Annotated in this window: 18 protein-coding genes; 11 read left to right on the forward strand and 7 right to left on the reverse strand. The window is 67.4% G+C overall.

All coding sequences use genetic code 11. The annotated features are described in order from the left end of the window. Positions 1–185: 185 nt before the first annotated feature. The gene (locus tag ACFLIM_RS45490; protein ID WP_393176228.1) at positions 186–320 is read right to left on the reverse strand and encodes a hypothetical protein; all 135 of its coding nucleotides are present in this window, start codon (positions 318–320) and stop codon (positions 186–188) included. A 46-nt stretch (positions 321–366) separates the two neighbouring features. On the opposite strand from ACFLIM_RS45490, the gene ACFLIM_RS45495 reads away from it, so the two are divergent. Further along, positions 367–678 carry a hypothetical protein gene (locus tag ACFLIM_RS45495; protein ID WP_393176230.1) on the forward strand — a complete coding sequence of 104 codons (312 nt, stop codon included), beginning with the start codon at positions 367–369 and terminating at the stop codon, positions 676–678. Here ACFLIM_RS45495 and ACFLIM_RS45500 read toward each other — a convergent pair. Continuing rightward, complete coding sequence (locus ACFLIM_RS45500; RefSeq protein ID WP_393176232.1) at positions 653–1720, reverse strand: helix-turn-helix domain-containing protein; 1068 nt, start codon at positions 1718–1720, stop codon at positions 653–655. The genes ACFLIM_RS45495 and ACFLIM_RS45500 overlap by 26 nt on opposite strands. Positions 1721–1943: 223 nt before the next feature. Then, a complete protein-coding gene (locus ACFLIM_RS45505) occupies positions 1944–2444 on the reverse strand; it encodes a winged helix-turn-helix transcriptional regulator (protein ID WP_393176234.1) in 501 nt (166 codons plus the stop codon). A gap of 93 nt (positions 2445–2537) precedes the next feature. On the opposite strand from ACFLIM_RS45505, the gene ACFLIM_RS45510 reads away from it, so the two are divergent. Beyond that, entirely contained in the window at positions 2538–3971 is a 1434-nt protein-coding gene (locus ACFLIM_RS45510) for an MFS transporter (protein WP_393176236.1), read from the forward strand. Between the two features lie 18 nt (positions 3972–3989). Beyond that, positions 3990–4469, forward strand: a complete 480-nt coding sequence (locus ACFLIM_RS45515) for a pyridoxamine 5'-phosphate oxidase family protein (protein ID WP_393176238.1) — start codon at positions 3990–3992, stop codon at positions 4467–4469. Here the strand turns inward: ACFLIM_RS45515 and ACFLIM_RS45520 are convergent. Next, positions 4420–4989: an imine reductase family protein gene (locus tag ACFLIM_RS45520; RefSeq protein ID WP_393176240.1), complete on the reverse strand. Its 570-nt coding sequence runs from the start codon at positions 4987–4989 to the stop codon at positions 4420–4422. The genes ACFLIM_RS45515 and ACFLIM_RS45520 overlap by 50 nt on opposite strands. Between ACFLIM_RS45520 and ACFLIM_RS45525 the strand changes: the two genes are divergently transcribed. Then, entirely contained in the window at positions 4988–5221 is a 234-nt protein-coding gene (locus tag ACFLIM_RS45525; RefSeq protein WP_393176242.1) for a hypothetical protein, read from the forward strand. The two genes, ACFLIM_RS45520 and ACFLIM_RS45525, sit on opposite strands and share 2 nt — an antisense overlap. A 461-nt stretch (positions 5222–5682) precedes the next feature. Then, entirely contained in the window at positions 5683–6639 is a 957-nt protein-coding gene (locus ACFLIM_RS45530) for an MBL fold metallo-hydrolase (RefSeq protein WP_393176244.1), read from the forward strand. A 588-nt stretch (positions 6640–7227) separates the two neighbouring features. On the opposite strand, the gene ACFLIM_RS45535 is transcribed toward ACFLIM_RS45530, so the two are convergent. From ACFLIM_RS45535 to ACFLIM_RS45545, 3 genes are all read right to left on the reverse strand, one after another. After that, positions 7228–7644 carry an SgcJ/EcaC family oxidoreductase gene (locus ACFLIM_RS45535; RefSeq protein ID WP_393176246.1) on the reverse strand — a complete coding sequence of 139 codons (417 nt, stop codon included), beginning with the start codon at positions 7642–7644 and terminating at the stop codon, positions 7228–7230. An 83-nt stretch (positions 7645–7727) separates the two neighbouring features. After that, entirely contained in the window at positions 7728–7985 is a 258-nt protein-coding gene (locus ACFLIM_RS45540; protein ID WP_393176248.1) for a hypothetical protein, read from the reverse strand. A 10-nt stretch (positions 7986–7995) separates the two neighbouring features. After that, the gene (locus tag ACFLIM_RS45545; RefSeq protein ID WP_393176250.1) at positions 7996–8307 is read right to left on the reverse strand and encodes a hypothetical protein; all 312 of its coding nucleotides are present in this window, start codon (positions 8305–8307) and stop codon (positions 7996–7998) included. A gap of 291 nt (positions 8308–8598) precedes the next feature. Here ACFLIM_RS45545 and ACFLIM_RS45550 point away from each other — a divergent pair, with 291 nt between their 5' ends. Genes ACFLIM_RS45550 through ACFLIM_RS45575 form a run of 6 tightly spaced genes read left to right on the forward strand, consistent with a single transcriptional unit; the run spans position 8599 to position 14365 of the window. Further along, positions 8599–9561, forward strand: coding sequence for a DUF6772 family protein (locus ACFLIM_RS45550; protein ID WP_393176252.1), 963 nt, complete (start codon positions 8599–8601; stop codon positions 9559–9561). 8 nt (positions 9562–9569) lie between these two features. Then, on the forward strand, positions 9570–9908 hold the full coding sequence (locus tag ACFLIM_RS45555) for a hypothetical protein (RefSeq protein ID WP_393176254.1): 339 nt from the start codon (positions 9570–9572) through the stop codon (positions 9906–9908). Positions 9909–9921: 13 nt separating this feature from the next. Next, positions 9922–11469 (forward strand): ABC transporter substrate-binding protein, encoded by a 1548-nt coding sequence (locus tag ACFLIM_RS45560; protein ID WP_393176256.1) that lies wholly within the window; start codon positions 9922–9924, stop codon positions 11467–11469. Positions 11470–11502: 33 nt separating this feature from the next. Then, the gene (locus ACFLIM_RS45565) at positions 11503–12558 is read left to right on the forward strand and encodes a LacI family DNA-binding transcriptional regulator (protein ID WP_393176258.1); all 1056 of its coding nucleotides are present in this window, start codon (positions 11503–11505) and stop codon (positions 12556–12558) included. Next, on the forward strand, positions 12555–13481 hold the full coding sequence (locus tag ACFLIM_RS45570; RefSeq protein ID WP_393176260.1) for an ABC transporter permease: 927 nt from the start codon (positions 12555–12557) through the stop codon (positions 13479–13481). Before ACFLIM_RS45565 ends, ACFLIM_RS45570 begins: the two co-directional genes overlap by 4 nt. Continuing rightward, a complete protein-coding gene (locus tag ACFLIM_RS45575) occupies positions 13481–14365 on the forward strand; it encodes an ABC transporter permease (RefSeq protein ID WP_393176261.1) in 885 nt (294 codons plus the stop codon). Before ACFLIM_RS45570 ends, ACFLIM_RS45575 begins: the two co-directional genes overlap by 1 nt. Position 14366 lies beyond the last annotated feature (1 nt).

Below are 14366 nucleotides of genomic sequence, written 5' to 3' on the forward strand. Positions count from 1 at the left end.
CCGGCTCCCATGCCCGCCCTGCCCCAGAAGACCCTGTACCGCGTCAAAACTCGGCCACGAAGGGTCTGCCCGGCTACTGCACAAGTCGTTTTGAGCGATCGCTTAGACGGTGACGCTCAAGATCCGCGCGTCTGCCAAAAGCTGCAGGTCACCATGTGAGTCGAGTATTCGAACCCCACACCTTCCTACTTGAGGATCTCCCACACCGTGGACGACGCGACCTTGATGCCGAGCGTGGCGAACTCTCCGTGTATCCGCCGATAGCCCCAGCCGGGGTTCTCCCGGACCAGGCGCAGGATGAGAGCGCGGATGGAGCGCACGGTAGGCGGACACCCAGGCCGCTTCGGCCGGGCGGCAGGTACGAGCATGACGTCGCTTGAGCAGATCGCGGTGCCAGCGCAGGATCGTATCTGGTCGAACGAGAAGCCGCAGCCGGCGCAGGACCTCGCGGGGCAGCGATGTCAGGAGGGCGGCGAGAAAGGCCCGGTCTTCCGGCGTGAATCTGACTCTGGTGTCGTCGCCGAGTTGCCGTTCGAGGACGGTGATCTGGTGGCGCAGGGCGAGGATCTCGGCGTCCTTGTCCCGATCGTGAAGGGTGTCAAAAATGGGCCCAAGGCCCTGACCTGCTTATTTCATGACTCCACCCAGTTGGTCAGCCGACTCGCTGGTACTCGCTGATCAGCCCGCCGAGGACGTGACGGCGCTCGATCCGGCCCGTCGGTAGCGGGATCACGTCGGAGTCGTCGTCGGTGGGAGCTCGAAGGCCTAGAGAGCGGTGCGGCCCGTGCCGATTGCAATGATCGGCATATTCGTCCAGCACGGTACGAAGGTGCCGCTCGCCGAAGATCAGCAGCCTGTCGGTGCACTCCGTGCGTGCGGTCCGTACCCATCCTTCGGCGAACGCGTTCGCGCGAGGCGACCGCGGCGGGATCTTCAGTACGTGAATGTCGTCGCCTGCGAAGACCTCATCGAAGCTGTCGGTGAATTTCGCGTCCCGATCCCGAATCAGAAACCGGAACGTCCCGGCCCGGTCCTTCAGATCGGCGAGAAGGGTACGGGCTTGCTGGGTAACCCATGCCCCATCAGGGCGGGCGGTCACGCCGAGCACGTGCACGAGCCGAGTGCCGACCTCCACCACGAACAAGACGTACAACCGGCGTAGCGTGACGGTGTCCACCGTGAAGAAATCACAGGCCAGCGTGCTCGCAGTGTGGGCGCGGAGGAAATCTCGCCATCGGTCATCGGCACGTCGCGGCGCCGGCCCCAGGCGTGCTCGTTTCAGGATGCGGCGGATCGTCGCACCGCTCACCTGATGGCCCAGATGCCGCAGTTCGCCACGGATGCGCTCGTAACCCCAGCGCGGATTGTCCCGCGCCAGCTTCCGGATCAACGCCACGACCGCCGGATCGGTCGCAGGCCGTCCCATCCCCCGGTTCGGGTAGGTCCAGTGACGCGCGACCAGACGCCGGTGCCAGCGCAGCAGCGTCCCCGGCGTCACCAACCGATGGGCACGCAGCGCCGCCGGCAGTCCCCGAGCCAGCGCGGCCAGCACCGCTCGATCCGCCCACGACAGCCTCGGACGGCCCACCTGACGGCGCAGCACTGCCACCTCATGCCGAAGCACGAGGATCTCCAAGGTCTTGGACGTGTCGCCACGAGCCAGCAGTGTCAGCCAGCCCACGATGTGGCAGGAGATCAAATAGAAGAGACGGAGCGCCACGAGCCTCGAGCATGCCCGATCCTGACCACTGCTTCGACCAGGAAGCCGGGACAAACCCGCAGCTCACAACTGTGAACGGAGTATTGACACCCTTCAGGCTCTTGGCGTCCGCCCAGGTCGCCCCGCTGCTGGACCCGGCCATCCCTGGCCGCCGGAGTTGCCGCCGAGTTGGGCAGTCGCCCCGTGCGGCAGGCGCGACCCCCATCACCTACCCCCGGGTCCGTCAGTGTCTGCCCGCCAGGACGTCCCGGGCGATGGCCTCCCGTTCGGCGGCTTCGTTCTCCGCCGCCTTCTGCTCGGCTGCCACGCGGACGTCGTAGGCCGCGCGGGCGGCGGCGATCTGGTTCTGGTGCTCTTCGGTCCAGGTGACCAGTGCGCGGATGGTGTCATGCAAGGTTGCGCCCAGGGAGGTGAGCTCGTAGTCCACACGCGGCGGCACCGTTGGGTGCACGGTGCGGCTCACCAGCCCGTCGCGCTCCAGGTGGCGCAGGGTTCGGGTGAGCATCCGCTGACTGATCCCGTCGATCATGTGGCGGAGTTCGGTGAAGCGCAGGCTGCGCCGATCGAGCAGGGCGATGACCAGCAGCGACCACTTGTCGGCGACACGATCGAGAATCTGCCGGACCTCGCAGTCCTCCCGCGTGTCCCATTGCAGAACGTCGTAGTCGCCGCCGGTATCCCCGCAGTAACCGAGGGACTTTGAAGTGCCGTCTTCCATGGCCATCAATGGTGACCAATGATGCTGCTAGTTACAAGAGGGAACCGGCGATCGCGTGAGTAACCGCGAGCCGGTCCCGTTCCCCGAGAGGAATGGACCATGTCCACATCGAACGACCGCATGGACGTACGCGCCTGGAGCGTGCTGCTCGTGCTGGCCGGAGCCATCTTCCTGGAGGGAATCGACGTGGCGATGCTGAATGTGGCATTGCCGGCGATCCGGGCCGATCTGGGCCTGTCCACAGGGATGCTCAGCGGCGTGGTCAGCGCCTATGTGCTCGGCTATGGCGGGTTCATGCTGCTGGGCGGCCGTACCGCTGATCTGCTGGGCCGCCGCCGCATGTTCCTGACCTGGTTGACGATCTTCCTGATCTTCTCCGGTCTGGGCGGCCTGGCCACCGAAGGCTGGATGTTGCTGGTCGCCCGATTCATCACCGGAGTCGCCGCCGCGTTCATGGCGCCCGCCGGGCTGGCGCTGGTCACCAGCAACTTCCCCGAGGGCCCGCAGCGCACCAAGGCGCTTGGGGTGTACGCCGGAACGGCCGCGGGCGGGTTCTCCCTCGGTCTGGTCGCCGGCGGCCTGCTGACCTCGCTCGGCTGGAGGTGGGTGTTCTTCGCCCCCGTGGCGCTGTCGGCGGTGATCTTGCTGGCGGCGATCCCCCTGCTCAAGGATTCCGGCACGCCGGAGCGTCCGAGGGGCGGCTACGACCTGGCCGGCGCGTTCAGCATCACTGGCGCGATGTTGCTGCTGGTGTACGGGGTGGTCCGGCTGGAGCACCCCGGCAATGACGTCTGGGCCACGCTCGCTACCTTCGCCGCGGGACTGGCGCTGCTGATGGCCTTCATCGTGATCGAACGTCGGTCGGCCAACCCCCTGGTGCGACTGGGAATCCTGCGCTCGGGGCCGCTCGTGCGGGCCAATCTGGGGGCGCTGCTGTTTCTCGCCTCGTTCGCCGGCTTCCAGTTCCTGGCGACCCTCTACCTCCAGGAACTGCGCGGCTGGAGCACCCTGCAAACCGGCCTGGCCATGCTGGTGATCGGCATTGACACCGTGCTGGCCCCGACGGTGACTCCGCGCCTGGTGAACAGGTTCGGCAACGTGCGCGTGTTGTTCGGCGGGCTGGTGCTGGCCGCCGTGGCCTACGGGCTGTTCCTGCCGATCGGGCTGGACTGGACCTACGCCGCCATGCTCCCGACCATGGTCCTGCTCGGCCTGGCGTTCTCCCTGACGTACGGCCCGCTGACCATGGCCGCCACCGAAGGCATCGACGAACACGAGCATGGCCTGGCCAGCGGCCTGCTCTACACGGCGATGCAGTTCGGCACCGCGCTGGGTCTGTCGGCGGTGACCGCAGTGAACATCGCGGCGCTCGGCGACGCCACGACCCCGCAAGCGGAGCTCGACGCCATCCAGGCCGCGCTCATCGTGCCCGCCACCGTCGCGGTCGTCGCCGTGCTGATCATCGCCTTCGGCGTTCGGACCCGTAGCGCCACCCCGGACACCGCCCCAGCACCCGCCGACGTCTCGGCCTGACCACGAGAGGAGCATCGGATGGCCGGCAAAGTGAAGTCGTTCACCGCGATCGAGGACCAGTTCAACGCCTACATCGGCGACATCGTCTACGCCACCATGACCACTGTGGACGCCAAGGGACGTCCCCGGGCGCGCGTGCTGATCCCGACCTGGGAGGTGGTCGACGGCCGCCCGGCCGGCTGGCTCGCCACGTACCGGACTCCGGTCAAGGTGGCACACCTGGCGAACAACCCGCACACCACCTTCTCCTACTGGACGCCGCGCCAGAACGCCGTGAACGTCGACACCGTTGCCGAATGGATCGACGACGCGGAGATCAAACGCCGGGTGTGGGCCCTCTACCGCAAGGGCAGCCCCCGCGGGGCCGGCTACGACCTGGGGAACTTCTGGAAGAGCCCCGCAGACCCCGAGCTGCACGTCCTACGACTGACCCCGTGGCGCGTCCAGGTCATCCGCGGCACAGACCTGCACAGCCAGATCTGGCAAGCCGAAGCCTGACGTCCGCAGAACCCACCTCACGTCCCTGCGGATTCCCCCAGGCGCCCTGACGTGCCCTCAACCTTCCGGACTGCGGCCCCGAGTAGGGTTCAGTCCAGAAGGGCAGGGTGTAGGTGTCGAGGAAGAGGAAAGAGTTCTCGACGAGATGGCCGATCGGCGGCAGTTGGGTCTCGAGTGTGGCGTCCCCGGCCCGGTATTCTCCCTTGTCGATCTGGCGTGCGTAGGTCGACATGAACGAGGTCACGCCGCCCAGCCAGCCGGTCGCGAACGGCAAGAACTCCGTGGCCGCGATGTTCTCGGTGCCCACCAGGGCCAGGGGGTGCATGAAGCTGTTGAAGGTGCCCCACATGATGCCGAGCAGCGCGACGTCGTACAACGAGGGGATGCCGACGTCGAGGCTGAGGTGGGTGGTCCGGCCGCCCAGCACCCTGAGGGCCTGCTCGTGTTCGGCGAACAGTTCCGCCGATCCTCCGTACAGGAGGACCGTGTCGGGCGCCCCGATGCCCGGAGGGGTCATCATGATCGGTACTCATCGCTACACCGTCGACGAGTACGCCGTGTCCGGCGGACGGTGGATCCGCACGCTGTTCGGCGCGGGGCGTCAGGGCACGACGATGCACCGATGGGATTCGATCCACTACGACAGGACGGGGCGCCGCGTGCTGATCGGCAGCAACGTTCACGCACTGACCAGGCTTGACGACGGACAGGCCACGACGGTGGGCGGACGGCCCCTTGTCGCGGCCTGGTGATCCCGGCCGCCGTGTCTTACGCAGAGTCTTCCGCGGGCCGGCCGCCGGTGAGAAGGTGCCGCGTCTGACGGTGTGATCCACTGCTACGGCGGTGCCAGGCAGCGGCGCATACTCACCACGACCTCGCCGGGCGGATGGGCGTCATGGGCAACTTCGATCGACCCCGGCGAGGCCCCTGTCAACGCCCATCCGCGGCCATCTGCCGGAAGAGCTGACCGGCGCACATTCCCCTGTGACGCAGCCAGGCGGCCACGATCTCGTCGCGCGCCATCAGCTGCATAACCTGCGTCGATATTGGTTTTTCTATGAATAAGGGACGATATCAATATTGGACATCACGTGACCGGCCCTGGTCTGCTGGGCGGGAATCGATGTCCGGGCGAGTGGAAAGCTGGTACTACCGAATGTCCGTTGAGCAGTCTGGTTGGTCCCGCCGTGCCGTACTGATAGCCGCGACTCTCGTGCCACTGGCTACGGGACGCGCGGCCGAGGCGGCGGTCGGCGCGCCCAAGAGGGCGCAGGACTACTACGACCGCGCAGCCGAACTCGCCGGCGACGATCCGGTCCTGCGGAGCCTCGTCAGGGCGCTCACCCCGGGCGCTGTGGCGTCGCCTGCGAAGGACCCCAAGCCGCTGAGGATCTTCGACAACGTGGCGGTGGTGGGCACGGACTTCGTCTCGGCGACCGCGCTTGTCACGTCGCAGGGCGTCATTCTCATCGACGCGCTGGGGTCGCCGGAGGAAGCCGAGAAGATCATCATTCCCGAACTGCGTTCTGTGGGTGTGGATCCAACGAAGATCAAGTATGTGGTGGCCGCCCACGGTCACAGCGACCATTTCGGCGGCGCCCAGTACCTCGCCGACCGATACGGCGCCCGGGTCATGATGAGCCCGGCCGACTGGAATCTCATCGCCGCCGAATCTCCGGCCAACGCTCCCAAACGAGACCTGGAGATCGCCGACGGCCAGAAGCTGACCCTCGGTGACACCACGATCACGTTTGCGCACACGCCCGGACACACGCCGGGCACCGTGTCGTCGATCTTCCCGGTGCGCTGGAAGGGACGGCGGCACACCGCGATGTTGTGGGGTGGGACCAACCCGCCCACCGCGACTGCGGACAAGCGGACCTATGTCTCCTCCGTGCTCGCCTTCGCCTCCCGGATGCGACGGGTGGGGGTGGACGTCGAGCTGAACAACCACGGGGCCAGCGATCACGGCCTGCAGCGCATGGAAGAGCTGCGCAGCGGGGCTTCGGGATCCAGGAACCCGTTCGTCATCGGCGAGCCCAGGGCGCAGCGCTTCATGAAGGTCATGGAAACCATGCTGCGGGGCCGTATCGCCACGGACCAGGAGGCGAACACCGGCTCCCTTTCGGCGGCCCGTCCGTCCGTGAGAGCGACCGGTACCTGCTGCTGACGGCCGGCCGCATTTCATGACCGTACGGAGCCCAGCTGACCTTGCTGGCTAACTCACGACACGCGGGCAACGGTTCGTGATCTGGGTCGTTGTGTCCAGGATCATGCCGTGGGCGGCCATAGCTCGCCCCTTGTGCCGCTCGAAAACACGATGTCGCTGCTCAAGGCTGCCGCGTCCGAGTGGTTCTGCCGTCAAGGGAACCATGGGTGAGTGATCCTTTCGACTGTCTACGCTGTTGCGCGTCGTCTGCTGTCCGTGCCAGCGGTGCTGCTGCGCCGGGACGTTTCCAAGGACGCTGAGTTGCTAGTGCTCCGGTGAGCCGTACCTGTGGCGGGTAGCCGCTGTCGAGCACCAACGCCGCTCGGGCGGCCGCCCCGGACCACCGCTCGTGCAGCCCGACCAGCGCGGCCTCGGCCGCGATCGGGTCGCCCCCGGCGGGGCCGCCCGGGTCACCCGCCGCCCCGCCGTCGGCGGGCCGGATCGCCGCGAGCATCACGAGGTGCAGCCCGTGCCGGACGGGGTCTTGATGTGCGGGTTGGCGGCTTGGTGCGCGTCTTGTCGCTGGAGGTGTGTCGCGGTCGAATGCGGTCAGTCGCTGCTGAGCACGCTGGTGTTCTGGCAGGCGGTCAGGCGCCACTGCCCGTCCTCCTTTGCCATGACGAACAGTGGCGTGCCCACCTCCTCCGTCCCGTCGGGATTCCGATAGACCTGGCGCACCTTCACGGCTGCAACGTCGGGACGGATGAACAGCACGTGTTCGACCTCGAACGTGACCGTGGTGTCCTGCATCCCTCCGGGAAGCACCTGGTGCGTGAACGTCGAGATCGCGTCACGGCCGAAGAGGCGCTTGCCGTGGCCCGTTGTCCAGATCGCGTCAGCTCGGAACAGAGTAACGAATTCGTCAGGGAGTTCGTTGTTCTGGGAGTGCTCAACCGCGGCCACCACCTGCTTGATCGCTTCGATGTCGGTCTGGCTCGTCTGGTCGGCAATGTTCATTGTGCTCATGACGTGGACGATAGAACCTTAAGTGTGCTTGAGGTCAAGAGCGTCAATCTTGCCGGGCGGGGTCTTGATGTGCAGTGATGCCCTCAGGTTAGGAGGCCCATGGTCTGGGGCGTTTCCCAGGCGGTCAGCTGCCGCTCGGGGTCGGTTTCCTGCTGCGCGAACTGGTTGATCATGTCGGCGAGGGCTTGCCGGTCCTGCTCGGGGAGGTCCTGCAGGAGAGTGATCACCGGCTCGAGCAGCTGCATCGTGGCCTCGGGTGCGATGGCGCCGTCTTCGCTGTGATCAAGCGTGATGACGATCTCCGTGAGGGCCTTGGCGAGGGTGCGTTCAAGCGTGGTCATGAGGGGGCTCCTAGCCGGTCGTATGGGGTGTGGTGCGTCCGCAGGACGGCTGCCATGGCGCGAGGGCGGCCCTGGTCAACCTGCCGCCGGTTCGGTGAGCCTGGCGCAGGACCTCGCGAGGTAACGATGCCAGGAGCGCGGCGAGGAAGGCTCGATCCTCGGGAGCGAGCCTCACTGTGTCCGCGCCGAGCTGTCGTTCAAGAACGGTGATCTGGTGGCGGAGGGCAAGGATCTCGACGTCCTTGTCCCGGTCTCCCATCGGCAGCAGCCGCAGCGCGGCAAAGGCATTCGTGACGGTCAGATAGGCCAGACGGAAGAGCACAAGTGATCATTTTCCCGCGATCAGCACCTTTCGAGAGCCGAAGCGGGCGCACGCCGGAAGAAGCCGGGCAAGCCGCATGACCTGTGCGGATGACATTATCGGCAGGCGCAGACCTCGCGCTCGCCGCCGCCGGCCGGCCGCGTCCAGCGAGTGCCGTGTGTCCGGTTCTGTCGCGCTGATCCCTTGACATCCGCAGACGCGACAAGTTAGCGTCCTCGAAACCTGGGATTAACGTTCACGTGAACGTTCATCCTCGCCAGGTAATTACCGATGGGAAGGACGCTTTTGAGCGTGGATACCACCCATGTTCCGGCCGACGATCTACGGCGCGCACTGATTGCGGCGGATCCGAGGCTTTCCAAGTTCAATCCCCTCCCCCGCATACTCGCCTTCGACGAGTTCAACACCGGAACGCACGGTTGGTGCGAACTTATCGGCAACCACGACGGCCATGGAAATCTCGACACGGTCGACGTGCACATGCGCGACTTCCGTCCGCCGCAGCTCAGCTCGTGCGATTTCTTCGACATCGGCACGCACGCCGCGATGAGCGGCAACTACGCCCTCAAGATCGCCACCCGCCCGGTGAAGGGTCACACCGCGGTCGCGATCCGCCGGCTCACCATGGCCCAGCGCGGGGTGGTGCAGTTCGAGACGTACTTCACCTACAAGAGCGAGGCGGCCACCGCCGACTCCTCGCTCGGCAACAACTTCGGCGACATCGAGTGGGACGGGAACTCGCACCCGTCCGAGGCCCAGTTCGGGGCGTTCACCGTGGCCACGGACCTGTGCGACGGCGAGGGCATCCGCTATCACTGCGTCGCCCGCTACCAGAACACCGACCTGGACAACCAGTTCACCAGGCGCTGGATCTACCCCGTGGTGCCCGAGCCCACGCCCAAGGAGAACCTGCACAACCAGGAGAACCTGTCGCCCGTCGAGGACTTCACCGCCTTCGACCCGGAGGACTGGCACGCGCTCGACGAGGAGCCGCAATACCTCTGCTACAACGAGGTCCCGACCAAAGTCAATTGGCACTACCTGCGCTGGCAGTTCGACACCAGGACGCGGACGAATATCGAGCTGCAGGTCAATGACCGCATCATGGACATGCGCCAGGTCCCGGTGCCCCAGTACGCGGACAAGTACGACGGCCTGGAAAACCTGCTCAATTTCTATGTGAGCGTGCGCACCCATTCTCCGGTGCGTAACTTTCTTTTCCTTGATTCCGCACTGATTTCCGTGGATTGGTGAACACCGGCATGAGGCACGCTCTTACCGCCGTTCTGGAGCGCAACACCACTTTCTCCGCCGATTTCGCGACCGAGCCGTACGAGGCCGGGTGGGCGGCTGAGGCGCGCTGGTTCGTGCGGACCCTGGCATTGGAAGGCGACGCCCCCGCCCTGTGTCTGACCGCCCAGATCTCCCCGGACGGCCTGCACTGGTGCGACGACGACGAAGGCACCGAGCAGATCGCCACGGAGCCGGGACTGGTGTCCTTGCGGGTCCGCGAGTTCGGCCACTGGCTGCGGCTGCGGGCCACGCTGACCGGTGGCGACCCGCAGGCCAAGGTGCTGATCTACCTGGCGCTCAAGAGTTGAGAGAGGAACGGACATGACAGCATCGGAGGGAGTGGGCAGGCGGCAGTTCCTGACCCTCCTGGGAGCCGGGGTCGCCGGCGCCTCCCTCCCCGCCCTGCTCGCCGGGTGTGCCCCCGGCGGCCCGGGGACGGGACCGGTCTCGGGAAGGAACCGGCCGCTCAGCGCCGCGTTCTACCAGGCGATCAACGACCTGGACCCGCACGGGGCGAGCGCCGTCGACGAGGCGTCGCTCCTGGCGAACCGGCAGATCTACGACACGCTCGTCGCCAGGGACGGCGCGGAGCTCGCGCCGCGCCTGGCCACGTCGTGGCGCCAGCCCGACGACACGACGTGGGAGTTCACCCTCCGCGACGGCGTCGTCTTCCACGACGGCACCAAGCTGACTTCGGCCGACGTCAAGGCGTCGCTGGAGCGGCTGGCCGCCTCCGAGGGCCCGCAGAAGCCCCTGTGGTCCGCGGTGGACACGATCGAGGCTCCCGACGCGCGCACGATCAAGATCACCACGAAGGACCCGCTGGGCACCCTGCTGGTGAACCTGACGCTCGCCTTCATCCTCCCCGCCGCCCAGATCGGCAAGGGCGACCTGTCGCGCAAGCCGATCGGCAGCGGCCCGTTCGCCGTGGAGTCGTTCACGCCGTCGTCGCAGCTGCTGCTCAAGCCCTCGGCCACCTACTGGGGCGGTGCGCCCAAGCTGCCCGGCCTGCGCCTGCCGTACATCCCGGAATCCTCCACCCGCATGACCTCCCTGCAGAACGGCGAGGTCGACGTCACCTGGATCATCCCGCCCGACGAGCTCAAGCGGCTGGGCGGCGTCAACGGCGTGAAGATTGAGAGCAAGCCGGGCGTGAACTACTTCCTCGCCTGGTTCAACTGCGGCAAGAAACCCTTCTCCGATCCGCGCGTGCGCCGCGCACTGCACCACGCGCTCGACATCAAGAACATCGTCTCCAGCCTGTACGGCGACGCCGCCGCCGTCATGGACGCCCCTATCCCGTCCGCCGTCTTCGGCCACGCGCCCCAGCAGCCGTACGACTACGACCCCGACCTGGCCAAGCGCGAGCTGGCCGAGGCCGGATTCGGCTCGGGGATCCGCACCTCGATGATGTGGTTCAAGGACACCGGCCCGCTGGCGACCGAGCTGGCGCAGTCGATCATCTCGGCCTGGGCCAAGGTCGGCGTCGTCGTCGAGCCGCAGCAGATCGAGAAGGCGGCCTGGCTGAAGCGGCTGACCGCGCTCGACTGGGAGATCGAGCTCCAGGTCAACACCGTGACCACGGGCGACGCCGACTACACGCTCGGCCGGCTCTACACCAGCGAGGCCAACCGGATGGGATACAAGAACAAGGAGCTCGACGGCATCCTCGCGAAGGCCAAATCGACGTCCGACCAGGACGAGCGCAAGTCGTTGTACGGGCAGGCATGCGAGATCATCTGGCGTGACGCGGTGGGCGTCTTCCCCGCGGCGCTGTCCAGCACGTACGGGCTGCGTTCCACCGTGGCGGGATTCGTCCCCGCGGCCAACAGCCAGCCCGAGTTCCACACGGTGTCCACCGCCGGGTGATCCATGTGGAACGAGATCCAGCCCGGGAGCGCCATGCGTGAGGCACGCCGTACCACACTGAAAGACATCGCCGAGAGCCTCGGCGTTTCGGTGAACACCGTCTCCAGGGCGCTCGCCGACAAGGACAGCGTCGGGGTGGAGACCAGGAACCGGGTGAAGGCCGAGGCCGAGCGGCTCGGCTACGTGCCGAACTCGACGGCCAGATCCCTGGTCCTGGGCTCCGCGAGCACGCTCGGCATGGTGATCACCAATCCGTCCAACCCCTTCTACGCCCAGCTCATCAGCGGGATGGAGCAGCACTGCCGGCGGCACGGCTACTCCTTACTGCTGATGGCGACCGAGGAGAGCCTGGCCAACGAGCGGCGCGCGGCCGAGGAGCTGCTGCGGCGTGGCGTGGACGGGGTGCTCGTGGTGACGGTGCAGGAGGGGGCCGACCACTGGCGGCGGTTCAGGGCGGCCGGCGTCCCGGTCGTCCTGATCAACCGTGACGTGCCCGAGCTGAACACCGACCTGGTGGGCGTCGACCACGTCCAGGGCGGCTACGAGGCCGCCAGGCACGCCATCGCCCAGGGCGCCAGGAAGATCTACTTCCTGGAGGAGGACCTGGGCGTCTCGTCGGTCGCCGATCGCGTCGAGGGCTACCGGCGGGCCATGGCCGACAGCGGGCTCCCCGTCGAGCCGGACACCATGATCAAGGTGCCGACCCGGCGGCTGGAGCAGAGCGCCATGCCGTGGGACCCGAGCGAGGCGTACCGGCTGGCCAGAGAGGTCGTCCGGACGGCGCAACGGCCGATGGCCTTCGTCGCCGGCAACGACTACTTCGCGCTCGGCGTCTACCGGGTCGCCGACGAGGCCGGGCTGAGGATCCCCGACGACATACTGGTCGTCGGCTATGGCGGGCACCCGTTCGCCCCCTACGTGATCCCCTCGCTCACCACCGTGGAGCTACCGGCCGCCGACATCGCCGTGTCCGCCGTGGACCACCTGCTCCAGCGGCTCAAGGGGCCGGTGGCCGAGGGGACGCCGGAGCAGATCCTGTTCCCGCCCCGGCTGGTCGTACGGGCGTCGAGCAGCGGGAGCGGCGCATGACCGCGTTCCTCGGACGGCGGCTCGCCCAGGCGCTGCTCCAGATCTGGGGCGCCATCACCATCGTCTTCATCGCCCTGCGCGTGCTGCCCGGCGACCCGGCCGAGCTGATCCTCGGCAGCCAGGCGACGCCGGAGGCGCTGGAGGCGCTGCGTATCCGGCTCGGGCTCCACGACTCCCTGCTCGTCCAGTATCTCAACCACCTGCGCGACATCGTCACCCTGGACTTCGGCCAATCCTGGCGGCAGGGCGTCAGCGCCCTGGACGCCTGCCTGGAACGGCTGGGCTCGACGCTGACCCTTTCCGCGTGGGCGATGGTGATCACGATCGTGCTGGGCTTCGCGGCCGGCTCGTTCGCCGCCCGCCGCGCGAACACCTGGGCCGACCATCTGGTCTCGGTGTCCTCGCTGGTCGGCCAGGCGCTGCCGCCGTTCTGGATCGGCATCATGCTGTCGCTGATCTTCGCGCGCTGGCTGCAGATCCTGCCCAGCACGGCCGACGGGACCATGGTCAGCCTGCTGCTGCCCGCGCTCACGCTGGCGCTTCCCTTCGTGGGCTGGCTGGGACGTCTCGTACGGACCGGGATCCTCGAGGAGATGAACCAGGACTACGTTCGCACAGCCCACGCCAAGGGGCTGAGCCACCGGGTGGTCTTCTACATCCACGTGCTGCGCAACACCCTGGTCCCGGTGGTGACCATGCTGGGCCTGCTCATGGGCTACTTCATCGCCAACGGCGTCATCGTCGAGGTGATCTTCGCCTGGCCCGGGATCGGGTCGCTGCTGATCGACTCGATCACCTTCCGCGACTACGCCGTGGTCGAGGCCGTCCTGACCGTGATCACGGTCTGCTACATCCTGCTCAACCTGCTGGTCGACGTGCTCTACGTGTACCTCGACCCCAGGATCCAGTTGGAGAACGCCTGATGTCAGTGAACACCCAAGTCACGGGTCCTCCGGGCACAGGGCTCCCCAGCCGGCTCGCGGGGCTGCCCCTGCGCGCGCACCTGGCGCTCGGGACCGTGCTGCTGTTCGTGCTGGCCGGCCTGCTCGGGCCACTGCTGGCGCCGTTCGACGCGGCCCGCACCAGTCCCGTGGATCGGCTGCTGCCGCCCGGCACCCGGCTGTCCGACGGCGCCGTCGCGTGGCTCGGCACCAACCAGGTCGGCCAGGACATCCTGGCCGAGGTGCTGGCCGGGATGCGCACGTCGCTGACCGTGGCCCTGGTGACCGTGGTCGTCGGCGGGTCGGTCGGACTGCTGCTCGGCCTGCTCGCGGGCTACTTCGGCGGCTGGGCCGACGGGATCATCTCCAGGATCGGCGACATCCAGCTCGCCTTCCCCAGCCTCCTGCTGGCCATCCTGCTGGCAGGGGTGCTCGGGCCGAGCATGGTGAACGTGATCATCGCGCTGGCGGTCACCCGATGGGTGATCTTCGCCAGGGTGGTGCGCGGCTCGGCGATCGCCGTACGCGACAGGGAGTTCGTGGACTCCGCCCGGGTGATGGGCGCCTCCCATGCGCGCATCCTCCTCACCTACATCCTGCCGTCGTGCCTGCCGCCGCTGCTCGTGGCGGCGACCGTGCAGGTCGGCCTGACCATGGTCGCCGAGGCGTCGCTGAGCTTCCTCGGTCTCGGGGTACCGGCCGCCCAGGCCTCCTGGGGCTCGACGATCGCCGAGGGCCGCGACTATCTGGCGTCGGCCTGGTGGATCGCGGCCGCGCCCGGCGCCGCCCTCGCGCTCGTCGTGGTGAGCATCGGGATCCTCGGCGACCTGCTGCGCGACGCCTCCGACCCGATGACGGAGCTGTGAC

The sequence above is a fragment of the Nonomuraea marmarensis genome (genome assembly GCF_043197025.1).
Classification (GTDB): Bacteria; Actinomycetota; Actinomycetes; order Streptosporangiales; family Streptosporangiaceae; genus Nonomuraea; species Nonomuraea marmarensis.